We start from the raw sequence: 17,923 nt of genomic DNA, 5'->3' as shown, positions 1-17,923 counted from the left end.
GTTACTGTCAGCGGATGGGATACCCCTTTACACCGCTTTGCCGCCATTGCAAGAACGACAAAACAGCTGCTCCGCCAGAGAAAAAACTATGACTCATGCCTGTCGGTCAGGGCGGTCATGAGTGTTTCAAGCTTGTTGCTGCGCGATCCCTTGAACAGAACCACGCCGCCATTGGCACGGGCTTTGGCCTCAAGGCCATTTTCCTGCAAGGCATGCCAGGCTTTTTTAAAATCTTCTGCATCATCTACGGCCTGCCAGGGGCCAGTATAACCAGCCTTGGTCAAGCCTGCGCGCACATCTTCGGCATGCGGGCCTTTCCACACAATGGCAGCCGGATTGAGCTTCGCCAGCCGCTGTCCCAGGGCTTCGTGTTCCGCTGCGGCCTGTGCGCCCAGTTCGAGCATGGCTCCCAGCACAGCCACAAAGGGGCGCGGGCCTGCCTGTTCGGCGGCGGCTTCAAGCATGCGCCGCATGGAGAGGGGGTTGGCATTATATGTGTCGTCAATAATCAACCAGAAACCAGACTGGACCTGATTAAAACGCTGTGCTGGCATGTGGGCGGCGGCAAGCCCCTGTGCAATGGTGCTGGCGTCAACGCCAAGCATGTGGGCTGCAGCAGCCACGGCCACCACGTTTTCCGCGCCGTATTCTCCCCTGAAGGGGGCTATGACATCAAGCGTAGTGCCCTCAAGCCAAAGTTGAAACTTTCCATACGACTCAGCGGCGGATGCGTCTGCGCCCGCAGGGGGCGTAGCAGCGCCAAGGTAGACCGCCCGAAAATCCACTTCGCGTCCGGTGACGCTGAAAAAACGCACATCGGCCCCGGTGGCTTTCGCCTCGCGCGCCAGATCAGGATAATCAGCGCAAACCAGCCCCTTGCCGCCCTTGGCAAGGTAACTGAGCAGCCGGGCCTTGTGCCAGGCGACGCCTTTTTCGCCAAGACCTTCTGTATGGCCCGCCCCGGCGTTGAGCACGAGGGCCAGATCCGGGCGCAGCACCTGCCCCAGATCGTCCATATCGCCTTCCTGGCTGATACCCGCTTCCATGACCCAGAAGTCTTCATCGCCATCTGTGTTCAGAAGAGCACGGGGCATGCCGATCTGGTTATTATGGTTCATGGCGGTACGGGCAGTTTTTCCAGCAAGGGACAGTATCTGGGCCAAAGCTTCTTTAACCGTGGTTTTCCCTGCCGTGCCAGTTACGCCTACAACGCGGGCGCGGGTATGGTTGCGCCATTGGGCAGCCAGACAACCCAGGGCTTTGACGGTATCAGGCACCACAAAAACGGGCGCGGTAATGTGAGGCAGCGGGCACGAGGCCAGCACAGCGCCAGCGCCTTGCCCCACGGCCACAGCGGCAAAATCGTGCCCGTCCACTCTGCATCCCGAAACGCAGACAAAGAGGGACCCCGGCCCAGCGGCCCTACTGTCAGTCACAACTGACGTCAGAACAGCGTTTGCCGCTGGTTCTGCAGATTGCGGCAGTCCCAGACAGGCCGCAGCTTCATTTACAGTCAGGCGCACCCGAGTATCTCCCGCACCACTTCCTGATCGCTGTAATGGTGCTTTACGCCCTGAATGATCTGATAATCTTCGTGCCCTTTGCCGGCAATAAGCAGAGCGTCATTCTTGCCAAGCATTGAAAGAGCCTTGGATGTGGCCTCGCGGCGATCAACCTCAACAACAACTTCCTTGGCGGAAGCAAGGCCGGGCAGCACATCCTTGAGAATGGCTTCCGGTTCTTCAAAGCGCGGATTGTCAGAAGTCAGCACAGCTACATCCGACCAGCGGGCCACCGCTTCTCCCATGATGGGGCGCTTGGTGCGGTCGCGGTTGCCGCCGCAGCCAAAGACCGTGACAATGCGCTTGAACCCGGCCCCGCGCAAAGCCTTGAGCACATTCTCAAGCGCGTCTGGGGTATGGGCGTAGTCTACAAAAACATTGAGTCCCTGAGCGTTATCTACCCGCTCAAGCCTGCCGCTTACGCCAGTGAAGCTTTCAAGAGCCTTGAACGCTTCAGGATTGATGCCCATTTCCAGCGCCACAGCCTGAACGGCAAGCAGGTTGGAAGCGTTGAACGCACCCACCAGCGGCGACCGCAACTCCCAGCGCATATCCTCAAGGCTCATCCGCAGATGGCAGCCTTCCGTCGTGGAGGACAGCAATTCGCCCCAAAGGTGCCGCCGGTTGGGCGCTCCTTTCTGCAATCCAAAGGAGAGGGCCGTGGGGCACAGCTCAAGCAAGCGGCGTCCCCAGGCATCGTCAGCGTTTACGGCCATAGCCTTGTCAGCGCGGGGCAGTTCAAGAAAAAGCCGTGCTTTGGCCTGGAAATAGTTTTCCATTCCCTGATGATAATCAAGGTGATCCTGAGTCAGATTCGTGAACGCAGCGCCAGAAAAAGGCACCCCACATACACGCTGCTGATCTATGGCGTGCGAAGATACTTCCATAACTGCCACATCTACTCCGTCTCTGGCCATAGCCGCCAGCATGGAGTGCACGCTCAAGGCGTCGGGTGTTGTCAGCGGGGCGGCCTCGTTGTGTCCGGGCCAGCGATAGCTCACCGTTCCCATTACACCGAGCTTATGCCCCGCCTGCGCGAAAAGACGTTCAAGCAGGTATGTGCAGGTGGTTTTGCCGTTGGTGCCTGTAACACCAACAATGCGGATGGGCAAGGTGTCTGTATGCCAGCGGGCTTGGGCCAGCCGCCAGAGGGCTTCACGCGGATCGGCATGGTATATGACCCGGCGTCCGGCGCTGGCTGCTGCGGCAGCTTCTTCGCCTTTGGATGAACAGACTATAACTCCGGCTCCGGCTTCAACTGCGGCAGGAATAAAGTGGGCCCCATCTTCCTTGACTCCGGGTACGGCCACAAAAACATCGCCAGGGCCAACCTGACGCGAATCGGCGCGAACTTCTATTCCGCCACGCCCGCACTCTTCCAAAAGGGCCGCAAATTCCCGATTCATAACTAACCTCTTTGAGTTGCCGGAAGTATCCCGGTTCGACCTGAACTCCGGCGGGCACAACGGCTAACAAGCTCCACAACTGCGCACCCGTGCCCGCCGGATATCTGCTGAACCAATTCGCTTTGAAATTGACTGCAATTTCAAGGCTGACATTTAACCTAAAACACGACTTTCTGCTAAATCCGCACCGCATTGCGGCGGGCGGCTCAATTTAAGCGCCGCCGTGTATTACAACTTTAACATGCTGAAATGTTTCAAATCAGCTTTTTACCTTTCTGAAAGCCACAGAATATATTCAACCTTATTGTCTTCTTCGGGCCACACAGAACCTGGAGCAGGCGTTTGCTTGACCACACGGCTGCCCGACCCCTTGAGTTCCGGCACTACGCCAGCCCGCGCGAAGAGCTCAACCGCGTTGCGTACAGACTTGCCCATAACATCGGGCACACGGCTGCCCGCCTTGGCCAAATGCCCTGGCAGGCGCATGCTGTCATCCTGAGATGGCGCAACGTCTTTCTTTGAATCTGCCGCATAGGGCACATCAAGACTGGCCAGTTTGAGCCCGCGCCTGCGCCCGGAAGTGGGCGTGGCAGCAGGTGTTTCTTCAACCGAGGCAACCTTGGTGTTTGTCATAATGCCCGAGAACGTGAGAGTGCGGCTGGCTATTTCCTTGAACACAGGTGCCGCCACAACGCCGCCGTACTGATTGCGGGTGGGTTCGTCCACCATCACAAGAATGAGGTACTTGGGCTTGTCTGCGGGAAAAAAGCCTACAAACGAAGCCAGACGCTTGCTGCCGTAAGTTCCTGCGCGGTGGTCGGCCTTCTGGGCGGTGCCAGTCTTGCCAGCTACCTCGATGCCTTCAATACGGGCGCGCTTGCCAGTACCGTCGCTTTCCTCCACCACGTCACGCATCATGCGCATGACTTCACGCGCGGTGGCCTGGGAAAAGACGCGCGGGTGCACCTCATCCACATTATTTTCTTCTCGGGTGAGCGTAAGGGCCTTGTACTGGCCGTTATTCAGCAACGTAAGGTAAGCCTGGGCCATTTGCAGTCCGGTGACTGAAATACTCTGCCCGAAAGACGTGGACATGATGTCCACCTCGCTCCAGTCACGGGGGATGCGCAATATGCCCCGGCTGTCGGCCACCGGCACGCTTGTGCGCTGACCAAAGCCCAGTTCCTTTAAATACTTATGAAATGTAGGTACGCCAATCATGAGCCCGATTTTGGCCATGCCAATGTTGGACGAATAGCGCAGCACCTTGTTGGCGGGCAGTACGCCCTGACGTGACGTGTCGCGGATGGTGAAGTTCTTTGTTTCCCACCGTCCACCTTCGCAGTCGATGGCAGTGCCAGCGTTGATCTTCTTTTCCTGAAGCGCGGCAGCCATAACAAAGGGTTTGAACGTAGAACCCGGTTCCAGCGCGTCAGCCGCCATACGGTTCCGGTATACAAGCGGGCTGGCGTCCTTGTAGGTATTGGGATTGAAAAAGGGATACTGCGCCCAGGCCATAATTTCGCCAGAGGGAACGTCCACAACGATGGCTCCACCCCAGCGGGCATCATACTCTTTCACGGCGCGGGCAACGGCTTCTTCGACTATAAACTGCATCTGCACGTCAATGGTCAGGGTAAGATCCTGGCCGCGGGGTTCGCTTTGTCCCTCTTCGTGCAAATAAAAACGGCGGCCCATGGCATCACGCTGCACGATCTGCCTGGTGGGGGTGCAGCCCAAGCGGGCTTCCATCGAGCGTTCGATGCCCTCAAGGCCTTTGTCGTCCATTCCAACAAACCCAAGCACCTGACCAGCCATATGCTTGAAGGGGTACACACGGTCGTACTCTTTGGAAAGACCAATACCGGCAATGTTGGTTTTGTGCACCGCCTCAGCCGTAAAATCGTCCACTTTGCGCTTGATCCAGACAAAGCGGCGCTTGGTTTGCGAAAGATCGTCGTAAAGTTTCTGCGGCTCAATACCCAAAATAGGGCCAAGCGTATTGGCCATAGCCTTAAAGTCTTCTATTTCCTGTGGCCGCGCGTAAACAGAACGCGCTTCAATGCTGCGTGCCAGCACTTGCCCATTGCGGTCGAAAATCATGCCGCGGCGGCCGGTGACCAGTTCGGAAGCCGTGTGCTGCCGGCGCGCCCGTTCAGCCAGACGTGGCCCTTCAACCATCTGGAGGTACCATGCCCGGCCCCACAAGCCAGCCCACAACAGACAGAAAACGACCACAACCATCTTGATGCGGATGCGGCCCCAATCAAATTTTTCTGTCCAGGCGAAACGAACCTTGCCCTCAGAAGCATTAACCCGTGCGCGCTTGGCGGGACGGGACACTTTTTCAGCTCTGGGGGCATCAGTATGCCTATTACCCTTGCGGGAATTGAATTTGAACATGGCTTATCCCAAATAGCTTCCGGGTTGTTCCGGTATGGTGAAATCCGGCTTGTTTTGCCGGACCTGTATTTGCCTCATTGGGGCCCGAGCTTTCTTCGGGCACTCTTTTCAACAGGGGTCTAGCGTGCCTCCATGCGGCGAATCTGGCCGGGTTTCGGCTCCCGCATGGAAAATTCCTCGGCCTTGCGGCGCAGTTCGTAAGGCGAAAGCAGACGCTCCCGCTCTACTTCAAGCTTTGCGCGCAACGCGCGGCGTTCACGCATGGTATTCTGCGATATGTTGATGAAATAGGTGGTGTCCATGCGTTCAATGTTGCTCCACACAAGCACCAGTCCCATCACCATGCAGGCCAGCAAACCAAGTACAAGAAACAGCAACCATCCCCTGCCTCCAGCTGGCTTTGCGGTAATGTTGCGCTTCATGAACCGGAAGCCTCGGCTATTTTTTCCACAGCCCGCAGCTTGGCGCTGCTTGCGCGAGGATTGACAGCCAGCTCGTCCGAACCAGCTTGCACGGGCTTTTTGTGTAAAATGCGCACTTCGGGCTGATGCCCGCATACGCAACGCGGAATATGTCTCGCACAGCGGCAGCCTTCAGCCCAATGGCGCATGGCCTGCTTGACCATACGGTCTTCCAGCGAATGAAACGTGATGACGGCCAGACGGCCTCCCACAGGCAAATAGGCCAGAATTTGATCTAAAAAGCGCTGCAATTCGCCCAGTTCATCGTTAACGGCCATGCGCAAAGCCTGAAATGTGCGCGTGGCCGGATGACGCCGGGCCTTGGCCCGCCAGGCTGCCGGATAGGCTTTTTCCACAAGGTTAGCCAACTGGGCCGTAGTATCTATGGCGTCTTTTTGCCTGGCGTCCACAATGGCCCGGGCTATGCGCCCCGCCTGCGGCTCTTCGCCAAGGGTGGCGATGCAATCCTTGAGTTTGTCAAAACTTTCGCGGTTGACCCAATGCCATGCCGAAGGCTGACCAGAACTCTGGTCCATCCGCATGTCCAGCGGCCCGTCGCCATAAAAGCTGAAACCGCGCCCCGCCTCATCCAGCTGGAGAGATGAAACGCCAATGTCCAGCAACGCGCCGTCTACCTTGCTCCAGCCAAGCTGGCCCAAAGCATCGGCAAAACCACTGTAGCGGCAATGAAACAAGTGCGTTCTCGCACCGAACGTCGCCAGACGCTGCTTTGCGAGTTCCAGGGCATCTTCGTCACGGTCAAGGCCACAAAGTTCTATATCTGGCGCAGACGCCAGAACAGCGCTGGCGTGACCGCCCATGCCAAGGGTGCCATCCAGGTAGCGCCCCCCGGCACGCGGAGCCAGCGCGGCCAGCGTTTCCAGAGGCAGAACAGGCACATGACGAACCTGTTCTGCATTTTCGTGCATGGTTTGCATCATGATTAAACCTAAAGGCTGATTGCCACGCCGCTGGCAGCGAGTTCGTCGGAGACGTCCTCAAGCTCCAGAGCGTCAAAGCGAGTCTGATCCCAGACTTCGAATTTGTTGAGCATGCCCACAAGCATGACGTCCTTCTGGAGGCCAGCTTCACGCATGAGGGCTTGCGGAATGCGCACTCGGCCCTGGGCATCGGGCAGCATTTCCTGCGCGAGCCCCATGACCTTGGTCTTGAAGTGTGAAAGACGAGGAGAAGGCATGGGAATACGGCTCAGTTGTTCTGTGATCTTTTCCCAGTCTTCAGGCAGATAGGCCACAAGGCGGCCATAATAAGCTGTAAGCCAAAAAGCGCCCGTGCCGCCCTCCGCATAAAGCCCATCCCGGTATTCCGGCGGCAGCATAAGACGACCCTTGGGGTCTAGGCTGCGAGAGAGACTTTTGGTGAAGAGCTTTTGCACGATTTTTACCACTTTATTACTTACAATTACCACTTTTTCCCACTTATGCCCCAAGGCAATAGGGGTGTCAAGCTAACTGGAAGAAAAGTGTAATATTTATGCCTGAAGCCATTTTTTCGGCGAAATACTTATCAGAAAACCCCTTTTTCATAAGGGTGCGAGCCTGTGGTAAAAAGTGGTTTTTACCACCCTGCTGATCCTGCCTGTGGGTTGGACGCCACGAGCCATGTCTCTGTTCACTTATGGCAGTTCACACAAAAGTTTAGTGGATCTTCACTCCCGGTGCGCGAGGCCGAATATCTTGACAATGCACGGTAAAATCAGGATGATTTAATGTGCTGGCCCCATAATGTTCTTCCCTTGCGCCAATGCGCCGGACCAGCCCCACTTGCCCTCCAAACAAGGACACATCATGAGAACTAAAATTGTTGCCACCATAGGACCCGCGTCCAATAGCAGAGAAAAGCTGCAAGAGCTTGCGGAAGCAGGCGTCAGTGTTTTTCGCCTCAACTTTTCGCACGGTTCTGCCGCAGACTTCGTAACCATCATAAAAAATATACGCGAGGTTGAGCAGGTCATTGGCAGGCCCATCACCATCATGCAGGACCTTTCTGGCCCTAAAATCCGTCTCGGAACGGTGCCCGAAGGCACTATTGACGTAGACAAAGGCATGCATCTGCTGCTGGGCGCAAGCGCTGACCGCACCGACGAAATGCCCTACCTGCCTTTTGACCACGAAGTCATTCTGGAAAGCCTTGACCCCGGCGACCGCATGGTGCTGGCGGACGGCGGACTTCAGTTCATCGTGAAAGAACGCCGCCCGGATGGCCGTGTGCTTCTGGAAGCAGACAATGCGGGCATTGTCACATCCCGCAAGGGCCTGGCCCTGCCCGGCAAGGCCACCAAGGTGCGCGCCCTGACTGACAAGGACAAAAAAGACCTTGCCGACGGCCTTAAGCTTGGTGTTGACGCCGTAGCCATTTCTTACGTTCAAACGGCTGACGACGTGCGCGAAGCCAAGGAACTCATTGCCGCCGCGGGCCTGAAACTGCCCGTGGTAGTCAAGCTTGAGCGCCAGAGCGCCGTGGACAATCTGGCTGAAATTCTGGCTGAAACAGATGTGGTTATGGTGGCGCGCGGCGATCTTGGCGTGGAATGCCCCCTGCCCTTGCTGCCCGCTCTGCAAAAGCGCATCATCAGCGCCTGCAACAAGGCCTCAAAGCCTGTTATTGTTGCCACGCAAATGCTGCTTTCAATGGTGAACAGCCCCGCCCCCACCCGCGCTGAAACCACAGACGTGGCCAATGCCGTTCTGGACGGAGCCGACTGCGTAATGCTTTCTGAAGAAACGGCCATGGGTAATTTTCCCGTGGAAACCGTGCGTTACATGCGGCGCATCACTGATGAAGCCGAAAAGCTGCTCTTGCTTAACCACAGGCTTGAAGAACCCGATGCAGACAAGGGCATTCCCGAGTTTCTGGCGTATTCGGCCTGCCTGCTGGCAGACAAGGCCCAGGCCAAAGCCATTGTGTCCCACAGCCTTTCCGGCAGTTCGGCCCGTCAGGTTTCCGCCAGGCGGCCTCCGCAGCAGATATACGCCCTCACGCCTGATCCCGTGACGGTCAAGGCCCTCAACTTTGTTTGGGGCGTCAAGCCCGCCTTTGTGGCGAGTCCGCAAGATGAAGAAAGCCACCTTGTCAGGGCCGAGCACTTCATCCACAACAGCGCCGACTTTGATCCCGATGACTGCGCCGTTATCACTGCTGGCCAGGTCAAGGGTTCTTCCGCCACCCCCAGAGGCACCAACCTTGTCAAAATCTATTGGAAGTAGGGCATGGCTGAACAAGCACGGTCTGCAAAAGAAGTTCCTCAAAACATTAACGAGGAGTACTATCAGATAAGCAGCGAAATTCTTTCCAGCTTTCCTAAGTATCGCCCGCCGGTGGATCTTTTCAGCTTTCGTGATGACATCATGGTGCTGGCTCCTTATTGCAAAAAGGAAACACGCCTGACCAACGAACAGGTTGAAGAGGTGGCCCGGCTTTGCGATGCTGGCGATCTTTTTGTGGCCCGCTCAGATCACCACATCTATTCGCGCCACATCGTCAAGCAACTTGATCTTGTTTTGCAAGACAAGAACCTCAAGGAAGCCGAAATCGCTGACATCTGCATCCGTGCGCTGTTCCTTCGCTATACCGAATTCAACAGCCAACCCATCAAGCCGCTCTTTGACCCGCTGTACCGCGATGTTATGGTGATTACAGAATATCTGTGGGCAGACAGACATCGCGTCAACACGTTCATGCGCCGCCTGTTCCGCAAGTACCAGCCCGCGCGCCATGCCATAAACAGCATGGCGATCGGCCTCTGGATGTGGATGCAGGTGGGCGGTGAATACCGCCGCAAAGATCTTGACCGGATGGCTTTGGCCTTTTTGCTGCATGATATTGGCATGAGCAAGGTTCCTGCCTTTCTGCTCAATAAGTCTGGGCCTCTTAAGCCCGAAGAGCGTGAAAAAATGTTGCCCCACCCGCTTGTGGGCATCAAGCTTATGCACAAAATGGATGTAAGCTTTGAAGAGCTGGTTCGGGCCTGCTATGAGCACCACGAACGCATGGATGGCTCTGGCTACCCCCAGCACCTGAAAGCGCATCAGATCAGCCGCGTGGGACGCATCACCGCCATCGCGGACTCCTTTTCTGCCATGATCTGCCACAAGCCATATGGCGAAGCCAAGGAACCTCTTGCGGCAGCAAAAGATCTTGCCGGAGACGCCCGGTATGACGGAGAACTCACCAACCTGCTGCTCACAGGCTTTGCCTCGGGCAATATTGGTCAGCTGGTGGATATGGACAAGGTTGTGGATACCCCGCTGTAGCCGCGCCAACTGGACAAATCGAAAATGAAAGGCCGCGCTATCAGGGTGCGGCCTTTCATTTTGCCCTATCATGCGGGCACGGCGGGGGTATATTTGCCGCTTTTCGTCCACTGCATAAACTGTTATCTGCCTAGTTGGTTACAGACACGTATGGGGCAGTGATGCCTTCCCCCCAGGTATGGCGACAACTACCCAACCTTTAAGGTGGAAATATGAGTTCCATTTCGCTGAATGACGCGCGCGACCTCGGCCAGCGCATTCTTACGCGGCACAAGGTCAGTCATGAAAACGCCGTTGTGACGATTGAAGCCCTGATTCGTGCCGAGATGCAAGGCATCCCTTCACACGGTTTTTCCCGTATACCCTATTACGCAGCCCAGGCTCTCGCTGGCAAGATTGACGGTTTTGCAGAGCCGAAGATATTGCGCCCAAGGCCGGGGACCATACTTACAGACGCCCACTGTGGTTTTGCCTTTCGAGCCATTGCTGACAGCCTGCCAGTTGCGGCACAGGCAGCCAAAGAAAATGGCGTAGCCTTGCTGGCTATCAACAATTCGCACCATGCTGGTGTCTTGGGGCTTGCTGTCGAGGATTTTGCCAAGCAGGGTCTTCTGGCGATGGCTTTCGCCAACAGTCCTGCGGCTCTGGCTCCTTATGGAGGCCGCAAGGGAACCTTTGGCACCAATCCTATGGCTATGGGCTGCCCCCGAAAAAACTCGCCGCCCCTGGTTATTGACATATCAATGGGATTAATGGCCCGTGGCAAAATTTTGCAGGCAGCTGAAAAGGGAGAACTCATACCTGAAGGCGCCGCAGTTGATGCTGAAGGCAAGCCCACTCGCGATCCGGCCAAGGCCTTTGCAGGCGCGCTTCTGCCCTTCGGTGGCCCCAAGGGCTACGCGCTGGCGCTGATGGTAGAAATTATGGCAGCTGTTTTGCCGGGTGCTGCCCTGGCAGTGGAGGCAAGCTCATTGTTCACGACGGAAGGGCCGTCGCCGCGCATCGGGCAAAGTTTTCTGATAATGGACCCTGCGGCTACCGCTGGGGAACACTTTACTGAACGGCTTGATACCTTGCTGCACTTTATTACCGATCAGGAAGGCGTGCGCCTGCCCGGTGACCGGAGAACAGCGTTGGAGGCCACAGTACAGGCAAAGGGAGCAATTGATTTGCCAGACCCCCTGCTTGCGCAGCTCCACAGCCTCTGCTAGAGCAGACTAACGTTGAGATGCTTTACATTTCAACGTTGCCACTCGGCTGAGAAATGCACATTTTGGCAGCGCGCGCCCTTACGGCATGCAACGCTGTGTGTACAGAATTTGGGCAGATAAACTTTTTCAAAGTTAAAATGCTCTGATACTTCTCAGTCTGTCAGAAAATAATCTATTGAAAAAGGGGATATGCAAAAGCATATCCCCTTTTTCAATGCGCTCCGATTTGCAGAATCTGGGCAGTCTAAACCGTATAAAATTCCGGTTCCCTGCGGTCTCGGCATTTTTCTTCCAGCATGCCGATTATCTTCAGCACAGGTTCCTGATCGAAGAACTTTGCCTGCTCCGGGCATGCCTTGACGCAAGCACAGCAGCGAATACAGCCCTGCCCCACCACGGCAGGGTTATCTTCACTGATAATCTGCATGGGGCACTGGCTCACGCAGAGCAAACACTGCGTACACGCATCTGATGTTTTGGGCCGTATATCCATTGCTGGAGGCAGATCCTTGTAAGGACGCTTGCCCGGCACAGTTACCGGCCCTGCATGGCCCGAAAGAGCAGCTTGCGCCGCGTGGTGGGCAAACTCTTCGGCGTTTTTCAAATCTTGATTATCTGGCCTGCCCGTACCAACTTTCGGCGTCAGGCTATGCTCCGCCACAAGGGCTCCTGCGGAAACTACGTCACAATGATGTTCCTGAATCGTATCCACAGCCTCCAGCAAGGCGTCGTCGTAGTGGCGGTTGCCATAGACAGCCAGAACCACAGCCCGCGCTCCCCCGCCACTCAGCTGTGCCAAAAAGCTGTTGAGCAGACGTGGAACGCGCCCGGCATATACGGGGAAAGCAAAAAGAAAAATGTCGTCGCTGGTGCAGTGCAGAGATTTGTTGCGGCCTTGGGGAAAGGTCAAATCGTGTTCGCAAAGTTCTTTGCCAAGTGCCTGCGATAAAGGCCATGCGACGGCACGGGCAATTTTTTTGCTGCTACTGGTTGGACTGAAAAATACGGTGTGCAGGGTGCCACTCATGTGAACCTCCCTCATTAGAGCATGCTAACTTTGAAAAAACTTAATTGTACTGCATTTCAACGTCAGTCTGCTCTAGAACAAGTTACGAATAAAATGAGTCAATGATTCTAAACTCTTGCCGCAAACAGACTCAGGCGAGCTTTGCTAGCCGTAAAGCAACTATTTCAAGTATAAATATTTCAGGTGGTTATGCGCCACTCGATGTCCTTCACGCAAAGGGGGCCGGAAACCCGGCCCCCTTTCAAATCCTGAACAAAGTGCAAAAGGTGGGTTACCAGCTGTTGCCCTTGCTTTGCTCGTGACCAACAATGCCACCAGCCAGCGCGCCGATGCCGGCACCGGCAAGAGCACCCCAGCCAGCAGCGCCGCCAGAAATGGCAGCAATACCTGCACCGCCCAGAGCGCCCAGAGCCGCGCCGCTCGCAACGCCCTGCTGGGTTTTATTCATATTCGTGCAACCAATGCCGCTGGTGAACATGACGGCCAGCAGGCCAATAATCAAAACTTTTTTCATGATGATTCTCCTGAAAAGTCTTGTCATCGCATTGAAAGGCTAATGCCCTACTTCGTGGCAAGACGCGGGGCAATCAGTTCATACCAAATAACACCCAAAACCGGACGGTCAAGCTTGTCGGGGTTGGCCGCATACCACTGGTCGACCATCTTGACGATGTCCGCGCGGTTAACGTCCTTGAAAGCCTTCATCCAGCCCTTTTCAAAGGGCGACAGGGTGCAGGTGGGTTTTTTGCCGGTTTTGGCGGCTTTTTCCGTTATTTTGGCATTAACAAAGTATTCCACGGCAATGGCAGATTCGACTCCAAGAAGAAAGGCTGCCTTATCGGCTTCAGCCGTCTTTTGCCATACTTTGCCTGTAAGCTGCTCAACCGGATTACTCTGAATCGCATCGCTGACGGCGGGTGCTTCTGCCGCACGAACGGGAGCGCAGGCCAGAACCAGAGCCAAAACCAGCCCAAGGCTCAAAACTGACTTTTTCACACGAAGCTCCTTGCTGTTTGCAGATAAGGCGGCCTAGACCGCCGGAATATCCTCATACCAGAAAATAAAAAGCGCTAATCGCTATCAGTGCTTGCCACAATCTAGCCATAAGAAGACGTGCATATCAAGTCTTTTCCGAAGAATCAGGACCCAGTGGCCTCGCCAATCAGTTTCCTGAAGCTGGCAAACAGGTATTCTCCGTCATGCGGCCCGGCGGCGGCTTCCGGGTGATACTGCAAGCTCATGACTGGCAGCGTTTTGTGGCGCAGCCCTTCAAGCGTATTGTCATTAAGATTAATGTGGGTAGCTTCTACATCTTCCAATCCGTCCAGAACCACATGAAACCCGTGGTTCTGCGAAGATATTTCAATGCGGCCCGTGGTCAGGTCCTTGACCGGATGGTTGCAGCCGTGGTGGCCGAACTTGAGCTTATCGGTGGTGCCCCCAAGGGCGTGGCCGATGAGCTGATGGCCAAGGCAAATTCCCGTAACAGGAAAAGCCTGAATAAGCTCGCGCACCAGTGCAATTTCATTGGTCAGCGTGGCCGGGTCGCCGGGGCCGTTGGACAGAAAGACCCCTTTGGCCCCACTGGCTTTGGCCTGAACGGCACTGAAGTTTGGCGGCACAACCAGAGGTTCAAAACCAGCTTCACACAAGCGGCGCAAAATATTCCACTTGATGCCGTAGTCATAAACCAGAAGCGGCAGCCCGGCGTTACGCCATGCGTAACTGCCGTCTTCGGCCATTGGTGCTTCCTGAACGGCGTTATCGTACCAGGTGTAGGGAGCTTTGGCAGCCACAAAAGGCACGAGATTGCGTCCTTTCATGGTTGGCAGCGCCTTGGCGCGTTCCTGCAACACGCGAAGATCCATTTCCTTTGTGGAAATGATGCCGCGCATGGCTCCGTTGATACGCAGATGCAAAGTCAGAGACCGGGTATCGATTCCTTCCATGCCGGGCTTTTCATAGCGCTGTAAAAACGTCGGCAAAGACATTGTGGAACGCCAGTTAGAAGGCTTTTTGCAGCACTCCTTTACCAGCAGAGCCGCGCAGTGCACCCCGGCAGACTCCATATCTTCACGGCTGGTGCCATAATTGCCGATGAGGGGGTAGGTCATGCAGACCATCTGCCCATAATAAGAAGGATCGGTAAGAACCTCCTGATATCCAGTCATACCTGTAGTGAAGATAACTTCGCCACCGGTTTCAAATTCGCCAGTAAAGGACTTGCCTTCAAGCGTAAATCCGTCTTCCAGCACCAGCAATGCTTTCATAACTTACCCCCGCACTTCCCGCGCGTAGTATTCCTGCAAACTTTCCACATGGGTTTCGTCCCGCCGCGAACCGATGGCCGTGGCCGTGGCGCGCGCCGCAGCGATGGTGGTGCAGTACGGCACCTTGTAGTTCAGAGCCGCCTGACGAATGGCCTTGGAATCCTTGGCGGTGTGTTTGCCCGAAGCCGTATTCACGACCAGAGCCACCTCGTGATTGATAAGCAGATCCACAATATTGGGGCGGCCTTCGTAAACCTTACGCACTTCCTCAACCTTGAGGCCGTGCTCGCGCAGAATCGCCGCAGTGCCTTTGGTCGCCAGCAGATCAAAGCCCAGATTGGCAAACTTTTCTGCCACTTCAGGCAGGAAGGGTTTGTCGCGGTCATTCACAGAAAGGAAAAGCTTGCCTCCCTGCGGCGGCACCTGACCTGCACCAAGCTGGCTCTTGAGGAAGGCTTCACCAAAGTTGGAGCCCATGCCCATAACTTCGCCAGTGGAGTGCATTTCAGGTCCAAGTATTACGTCCACACCCGGGAAGCGCTGGAAGGGCATAACCGCTTCCTTCACGCAGGTGAAACCACCCTTGCGCATGCTCCAGGGGTCAAGTTCGTCCAGAGTCTTGCCCAGCATGACCTGGGTGGCAAGGTACGGCAGGGGCACGCCCGTGGCCTTGGACACAAAGGGAGCCGTACGCGAGGCGCGCGGGTTCACTTCAAGGATATAGATATCGTCGCCCTTGATGGCAAACTGGATATTCATGAGGCCCACAACTTTGAGTTCGCGGGCCAGAGCTTCAGCCTGAACCGCAATAAGGGCCACATGGTCGTAAGACAGCGAATAGGAAGGCAGCACGCAGGCCGAATCGCCGGAGTGAATACCGGCTTCTTCGATATGCTCCATAATGCCAGCCACATACACGTCCTTGCCGTCAGACAGGGCGTCCACATCCACTTCAACCGCATGTTCAAGGAACTTGTCGACAAGGATGGGGTGTTCCGGCCTTTCGGGCACCTGGGCGTGGAAGTACGCGGTCAGCTCCGAAGCGTCATACACAACGGCCATAGCGCGGCCGCCAAGCACGTAGCTTGGCCGCACCACCACAGGGTAGGTGATGCGCTCGGCCACTTCCAGAGCATCTTCAAGGCTCATGGCTGTGCCGTTGGGCGGCTGCAGCAGACCCAGCTTCTGAATCAGAGCCTGAAAACGCTCGCGGTCTTCTGCGCGGTCGATGGCGTCGGGGCTGGTGCCAAGAATGGGCACGCCTGCACGCATGAGCGGCACAGCCAGATTCAGCGGAGTCTGGCCGCCAAACTGAACGATAACGCCTTCGGGCTTTTCTTTTTCCACAATGTTCATGACATCTTCGAAGGTCAGCGGTTCAAAATAGAGCCGGTCTGAAGTGTCGTAGTCTGTGGAGACCGTTTCGGGGTTGGAGTTTGCCATAATGGCCATAATACCGGCATCCCGCAGAGCAAAGGAGGCATGGCAGCAGCAGTAGTCAAACTCGATGCCCTGGCCGATGCGGTTGGGGCCACCGCCCAGGATGAGCACCTTACGGCGGTCTTCAAGTTTGATTTCTTCACCCTTCTCGTAGGTCGAATAAAAATAGGGTGTGTAGGCTTCAAACTCCCCTGCGCAGGTGTCGACCAGATAATAGGTCGGCAGGATGTTCATTTCGTCGCGCAAACGGCGAATATCGGCTTCAGGGCGCTTCCACATTTCGGCAAGCTGCCTGTCGGAGAAACCGTATTCCTTGGCTTCGCGCAAGATGACCGCCAGAGCTTCATTGCTGGCTGTCATGTCATTGGCCATGCCAAAGTTGCGGATGCGCTGCTCCATATCCACGATGTCCTGCAACTGCCGAACAAACCAGGGGTCGATGGCGGACACGTCAAAGATTTCTTCTTCCGTGATGCCCGCCAGCAGAGCCTGACGCAGCGCAAATATGCGGCGTGAATTGGGCCGCTGCAGAGACTCAAGGATAACTTCGCGGTCAGGCAGTTCGGCGTTGAAGTTGAAACCCAGGCCAGTGGCCCCGATTTCCATAGAGCGCAGGCCCTTCTGCAAAGCCTCCTTGAAGGTACGGCCAATGCTCATGGCTTCGCCCACGCTCTTCATAGAAGTGGTGAGTTCGTCCTTGGCACCGGGGAATTTTTCAAAGGTAAAACGCGGAATCTTGACCACGCAGTAGTCGATGGCAGGTTCAAAGCTGGCCACCGTCTCACGCGTGATGTCGTTGCGCAGTTCGTCCAGCGTGTAGCCCACAGCCAGTTTGGCCGCGATTTTGGCGATGGGAAAACCCGTCGCCTTGGAGGCCAGCGCCGAAGACCGCGACACGCGCGGATTCATCTCAATAACAACAATTTCGCCGTTGGCCGGGTTGATGCCAAACTGCACGTTGCTGCCGCCGGTTTCCACGCCGATTTCACGCATGATGGCAATGGAAGCATCGCGGATCTGCTGATATTCGGCGTCGGAAAGAGTCTGCACCGGAGCCACGGTGATGGAGTCGCCCGTGTGAACGCCCATGGGGTCAAGATTTTCAATGGAGCAGATGATGACGCAGTTATCCTTGGCGTCGCGCATCACTTCCATTTCAATTTCTTTCCAGCCAAGCACGCTCTGCTCGATCATGACCTCGGTGGTGGGGCTGGCTGCGAGGCCGTTGCTTGCCACTTCTTCAAGGTCGGCAAGATTATAGGCTACGCCGCCGCCCGTGCCGCCCAGGGTAAAGGCCGGGCGCACAATGAGGGGGAAAGGCAGTATGTTGCCGAGGTGGCGAACTTCTTCGATATTTCTGGCAATACCGCTGGCAGGCATATTGAGGCCGATGTGCTCCATCGCTTCGCGAAAAAGCTCACGGCTTTCGGCCTTTTCAATAACCTCAGCGCGTGCACCGATAAGTTCAACGCCGTACTCCGCCAAAACGCCGCTCTTGGCAAGTCCAAGAGCGGCGTTCAAAGCCGTCTGCCCGCCAAGGGTCGGTAACAGTGCGTCGGGGCGTTCTTTTCGGATGATGGCAGTCAGGGTATCATGTTCGATGGGTTCCACATAGGTGGCGTCGGCCAACTGGGGATCGGTCATGATGGTAGCGGGATTGGAGTTGACCAGCACCACTTCGTAGCCCTCTTCTTTAAGGGCTTTGACAGCCTGTGAGCCGGAGTAGTCAAACTCGCAGCCCTGGCCGATGATGATGGGTCCCGCGCCGATAACAAGAATCTTGTGTAAATCCGTACGCTTAGGCATTGGACATTCCTGCGGCTTTGGAGATCGGTACGAAAGGGGCGACTCAAGAGTCGCCGTTTGCTC

Annotated in this window: 14 protein-coding genes; 3 read left to right on the top strand and 11 right to left on the bottom strand. The window is 55.9% G+C overall.

Annotated elements, in window-relative coordinates; all coding sequences use genetic code 11:
* Positions 1–86 precede the first annotated feature (86 nt).
* The 6 genes from HNQ38_RS04590 to HNQ38_RS04565 form a co-directional block, all read right to left on the bottom strand.
* A complete protein-coding gene (locus HNQ38_RS04590) occupies positions 87–1,523 on the bottom strand; it encodes a UDP-N-acetylmuramoyl-tripeptide--D-alanyl-D-alanine ligase (protein WP_183718225.1) in 1,437 nt (478 codons plus the stop codon).
* Positions 1,514–2,968, bottom strand: a complete 1,455-nt coding sequence (locus HNQ38_RS04585; RefSeq protein WP_183718224.1) for a UDP-N-acetylmuramoyl-L-alanyl-D-glutamate--2,6-diaminopimelate ligase — start codon at positions 2,966–2,968, stop codon at positions 1,514–1,516. The genes HNQ38_RS04590 and HNQ38_RS04585 overlap by 10 nt, the downstream gene beginning before the upstream one ends.
* A 267-nt stretch (positions 2,969–3,235) precedes the next feature.
* Entirely contained in the window at positions 3,236–5,371 is a 2,136-nt protein-coding gene (locus HNQ38_RS04580; protein ID WP_183718223.1) for a penicillin-binding transpeptidase domain-containing protein, read from the bottom strand.
* 119 nt (positions 5,372–5,490) lie between these two features.
* Positions 5,491–5,793, bottom strand: coding sequence for a hypothetical protein (locus HNQ38_RS04575; RefSeq protein WP_183718222.1), 303 nt, complete (start codon positions 5,791–5,793; stop codon positions 5,491–5,493).
* On the bottom strand, positions 5,790–6,773 hold the full coding sequence (gene rsmH, locus HNQ38_RS04570) for a 16S rRNA (cytosine(1402)-N(4))-methyltransferase RsmH (RefSeq protein ID WP_183718221.1): 984 nt from the start codon (positions 6,771–6,773) through the stop codon (positions 5,790–5,792). Before rsmH ends, HNQ38_RS04575 begins: the two co-directional genes overlap by 4 nt.
* An 8-nt stretch (positions 6,774–6,781) precedes the next feature.
* On the bottom strand, positions 6,782–7,228 hold the full coding sequence (locus HNQ38_RS04565; RefSeq protein ID WP_183718220.1) for a division/cell wall cluster transcriptional repressor MraZ: 447 nt from the start codon (positions 7,226–7,228) through the stop codon (positions 6,782–6,784).
* Between the two features lie 412 nt (positions 7,229–7,640).
* Here HNQ38_RS04565 and pyk point away from each other — a divergent pair, with 412 nt between their 5' ends.
* The 3 genes from pyk to HNQ38_RS04550 all read left to right on the top strand — a co-directional run bounded on the left by pyk (position 7,641) and on the right by HNQ38_RS04550 (position 11,317).
* Positions 7,641–9,059 carry a pyruvate kinase gene (gene pyk / locus HNQ38_RS04560; protein ID WP_183718219.1) on the top strand — a complete coding sequence of 473 codons (1,419 nt, stop codon included), beginning with the start codon at positions 7,641–7,643 and terminating at the stop codon, positions 9,057–9,059.
* Between the two features lie 3 nt (positions 9,060–9,062).
* On the top strand, positions 9,063–10,106 hold the full coding sequence (locus HNQ38_RS04555) for an HD-GYP domain-containing protein (RefSeq protein WP_183718218.1): 1,044 nt from the start codon (positions 9,063–9,065) through the stop codon (positions 10,104–10,106).
* A 212-nt stretch (positions 10,107–10,318) separates the two neighbouring features.
* Positions 10,319–11,317 carry an Ldh family oxidoreductase gene (locus tag HNQ38_RS04550; protein WP_183718217.1) on the top strand — a complete coding sequence of 333 codons (999 nt, stop codon included), beginning with the start codon at positions 10,319–10,321 and terminating at the stop codon, positions 11,315–11,317.
* 244 nt (positions 11,318–11,561) lie between these two features.
* On the opposite strand, the gene HNQ38_RS04545 is transcribed toward HNQ38_RS04550, so the two are convergent.
* From HNQ38_RS04545 to carB, 5 genes are all read right to left on the bottom strand, one after another.
* Positions 11,562–12,344 (bottom strand): 4Fe-4S ferredoxin, encoded by a 783-nt coding sequence (locus tag HNQ38_RS04545; protein ID WP_183718216.1) that lies wholly within the window; start codon positions 12,342–12,344, stop codon positions 11,562–11,564.
* Positions 12,345–12,615: 271 nt separating this feature from the next.
* The gene (locus HNQ38_RS04540; protein WP_183718215.1) at positions 12,616–12,858 is read right to left on the bottom strand and encodes a glycine zipper domain-containing protein; all 243 of its coding nucleotides are present in this window, start codon (positions 12,856–12,858) and stop codon (positions 12,616–12,618) included.
* Between the two features lie 47 nt (positions 12,859–12,905).
* On the bottom strand, positions 12,906–13,340 hold the full coding sequence (locus HNQ38_RS04535; RefSeq protein ID WP_183718214.1) for a hypothetical protein: 435 nt from the start codon (positions 13,338–13,340) through the stop codon (positions 12,906–12,908).
* Between the two features lie 143 nt (positions 13,341–13,483).
* Entirely contained in the window at positions 13,484–14,614 is a 1,131-nt protein-coding gene (gene carA / locus HNQ38_RS04530; protein WP_183718213.1) for a glutamine-hydrolyzing carbamoyl-phosphate synthase small subunit, read from the bottom strand.
* A 3-nt stretch (positions 14,615–14,617) separates the two neighbouring features.
* On the bottom strand, positions 14,618–17,860 hold the full coding sequence (gene carB, locus HNQ38_RS04525; RefSeq protein WP_183718212.1) for a carbamoyl-phosphate synthase large subunit: 3,243 nt from the start codon (positions 17,858–17,860) through the stop codon (positions 14,618–14,620).
* Between the last annotated feature and the right edge of the window lie 63 nt (positions 17,861–17,923).

This window comes from Desulfovibrio intestinalis (assembly GCF_014202345.1).
GTDB lineage: Bacteria > Desulfobacterota > Desulfovibrionia > Desulfovibrionales > Desulfovibrionaceae > Desulfovibrio > Desulfovibrio intestinalis.
The sequence above is the reverse complement of the archived record's forward strand: the minus strand, read 5'-3'. Positions and strand labels throughout refer to the sequence as shown.

Bases quoted from the DNA above. Each gene is read 5' to 3' on its own strand.
- HNQ38_RS04585 (WP_183718224.1), bottom strand. From the start codon at position 2,968: ATGAATCGGGAATTTGCGGCCCTTTTGGAAGAGTGCGGGCGTGGCGGA.
- HNQ38_RS04580 (WP_183718223.1), bottom strand. From the start codon at position 5,371: ATGTTCAAATTCAATTCCCGCAAGGGTAATAGGCATACTGATGCCCCC.
- HNQ38_RS04575 (WP_183718222.1), bottom strand. From the start codon at position 5,793: ATGAAGCGCAACATTACCGCAAAGCCAGCTGGAGGCAGGGGATGGTTG.
- rsmH (WP_183718221.1), bottom strand. From the start codon at position 6,773: ATGATGCAAACCATGCACGAAAATGCAGAACAGGTTCGTCATGTGCCT.
- pyk (WP_183718219.1), top strand. From the start codon at position 7,641: ATGAGAACTAAAATTGTTGCCACCATAGGACCCGCGTCCAATAGCAGA.
- HNQ38_RS04555 (WP_183718218.1), top strand. From the start codon at position 9,063: ATGGCTGAACAAGCACGGTCTGCAAAAGAAGTTCCTCAAAACATTAAC.
- HNQ38_RS04550 (WP_183718217.1), top strand. From the start codon at position 10,319: ATGAGTTCCATTTCGCTGAATGACGCGCGCGACCTCGGCCAGCGCATT.
- HNQ38_RS04545 (WP_183718216.1), bottom strand. From the start codon at position 12,344: ATGAGTGGCACCCTGCACACCGTATTTTTCAGTCCAACCAGTAGCAGC.
- HNQ38_RS04540 (WP_183718215.1), bottom strand. From the start codon at position 12,858: ATGAAAAAAGTTTTGATTATTGGCCTGCTGGCCGTCATGTTCACCAGC.
- carA (WP_183718213.1), bottom strand. From the start codon at position 14,614: ATGAAAGCATTGCTGGTGCTGGAAGACGGATTTACGCTTGAAGGCAAG.
- carB (WP_183718212.1), bottom strand. From the start codon at position 17,860: ATGCCTAAGCGTACGGATTTACACAAGATTCTTGTTATCGGCGCGGGA.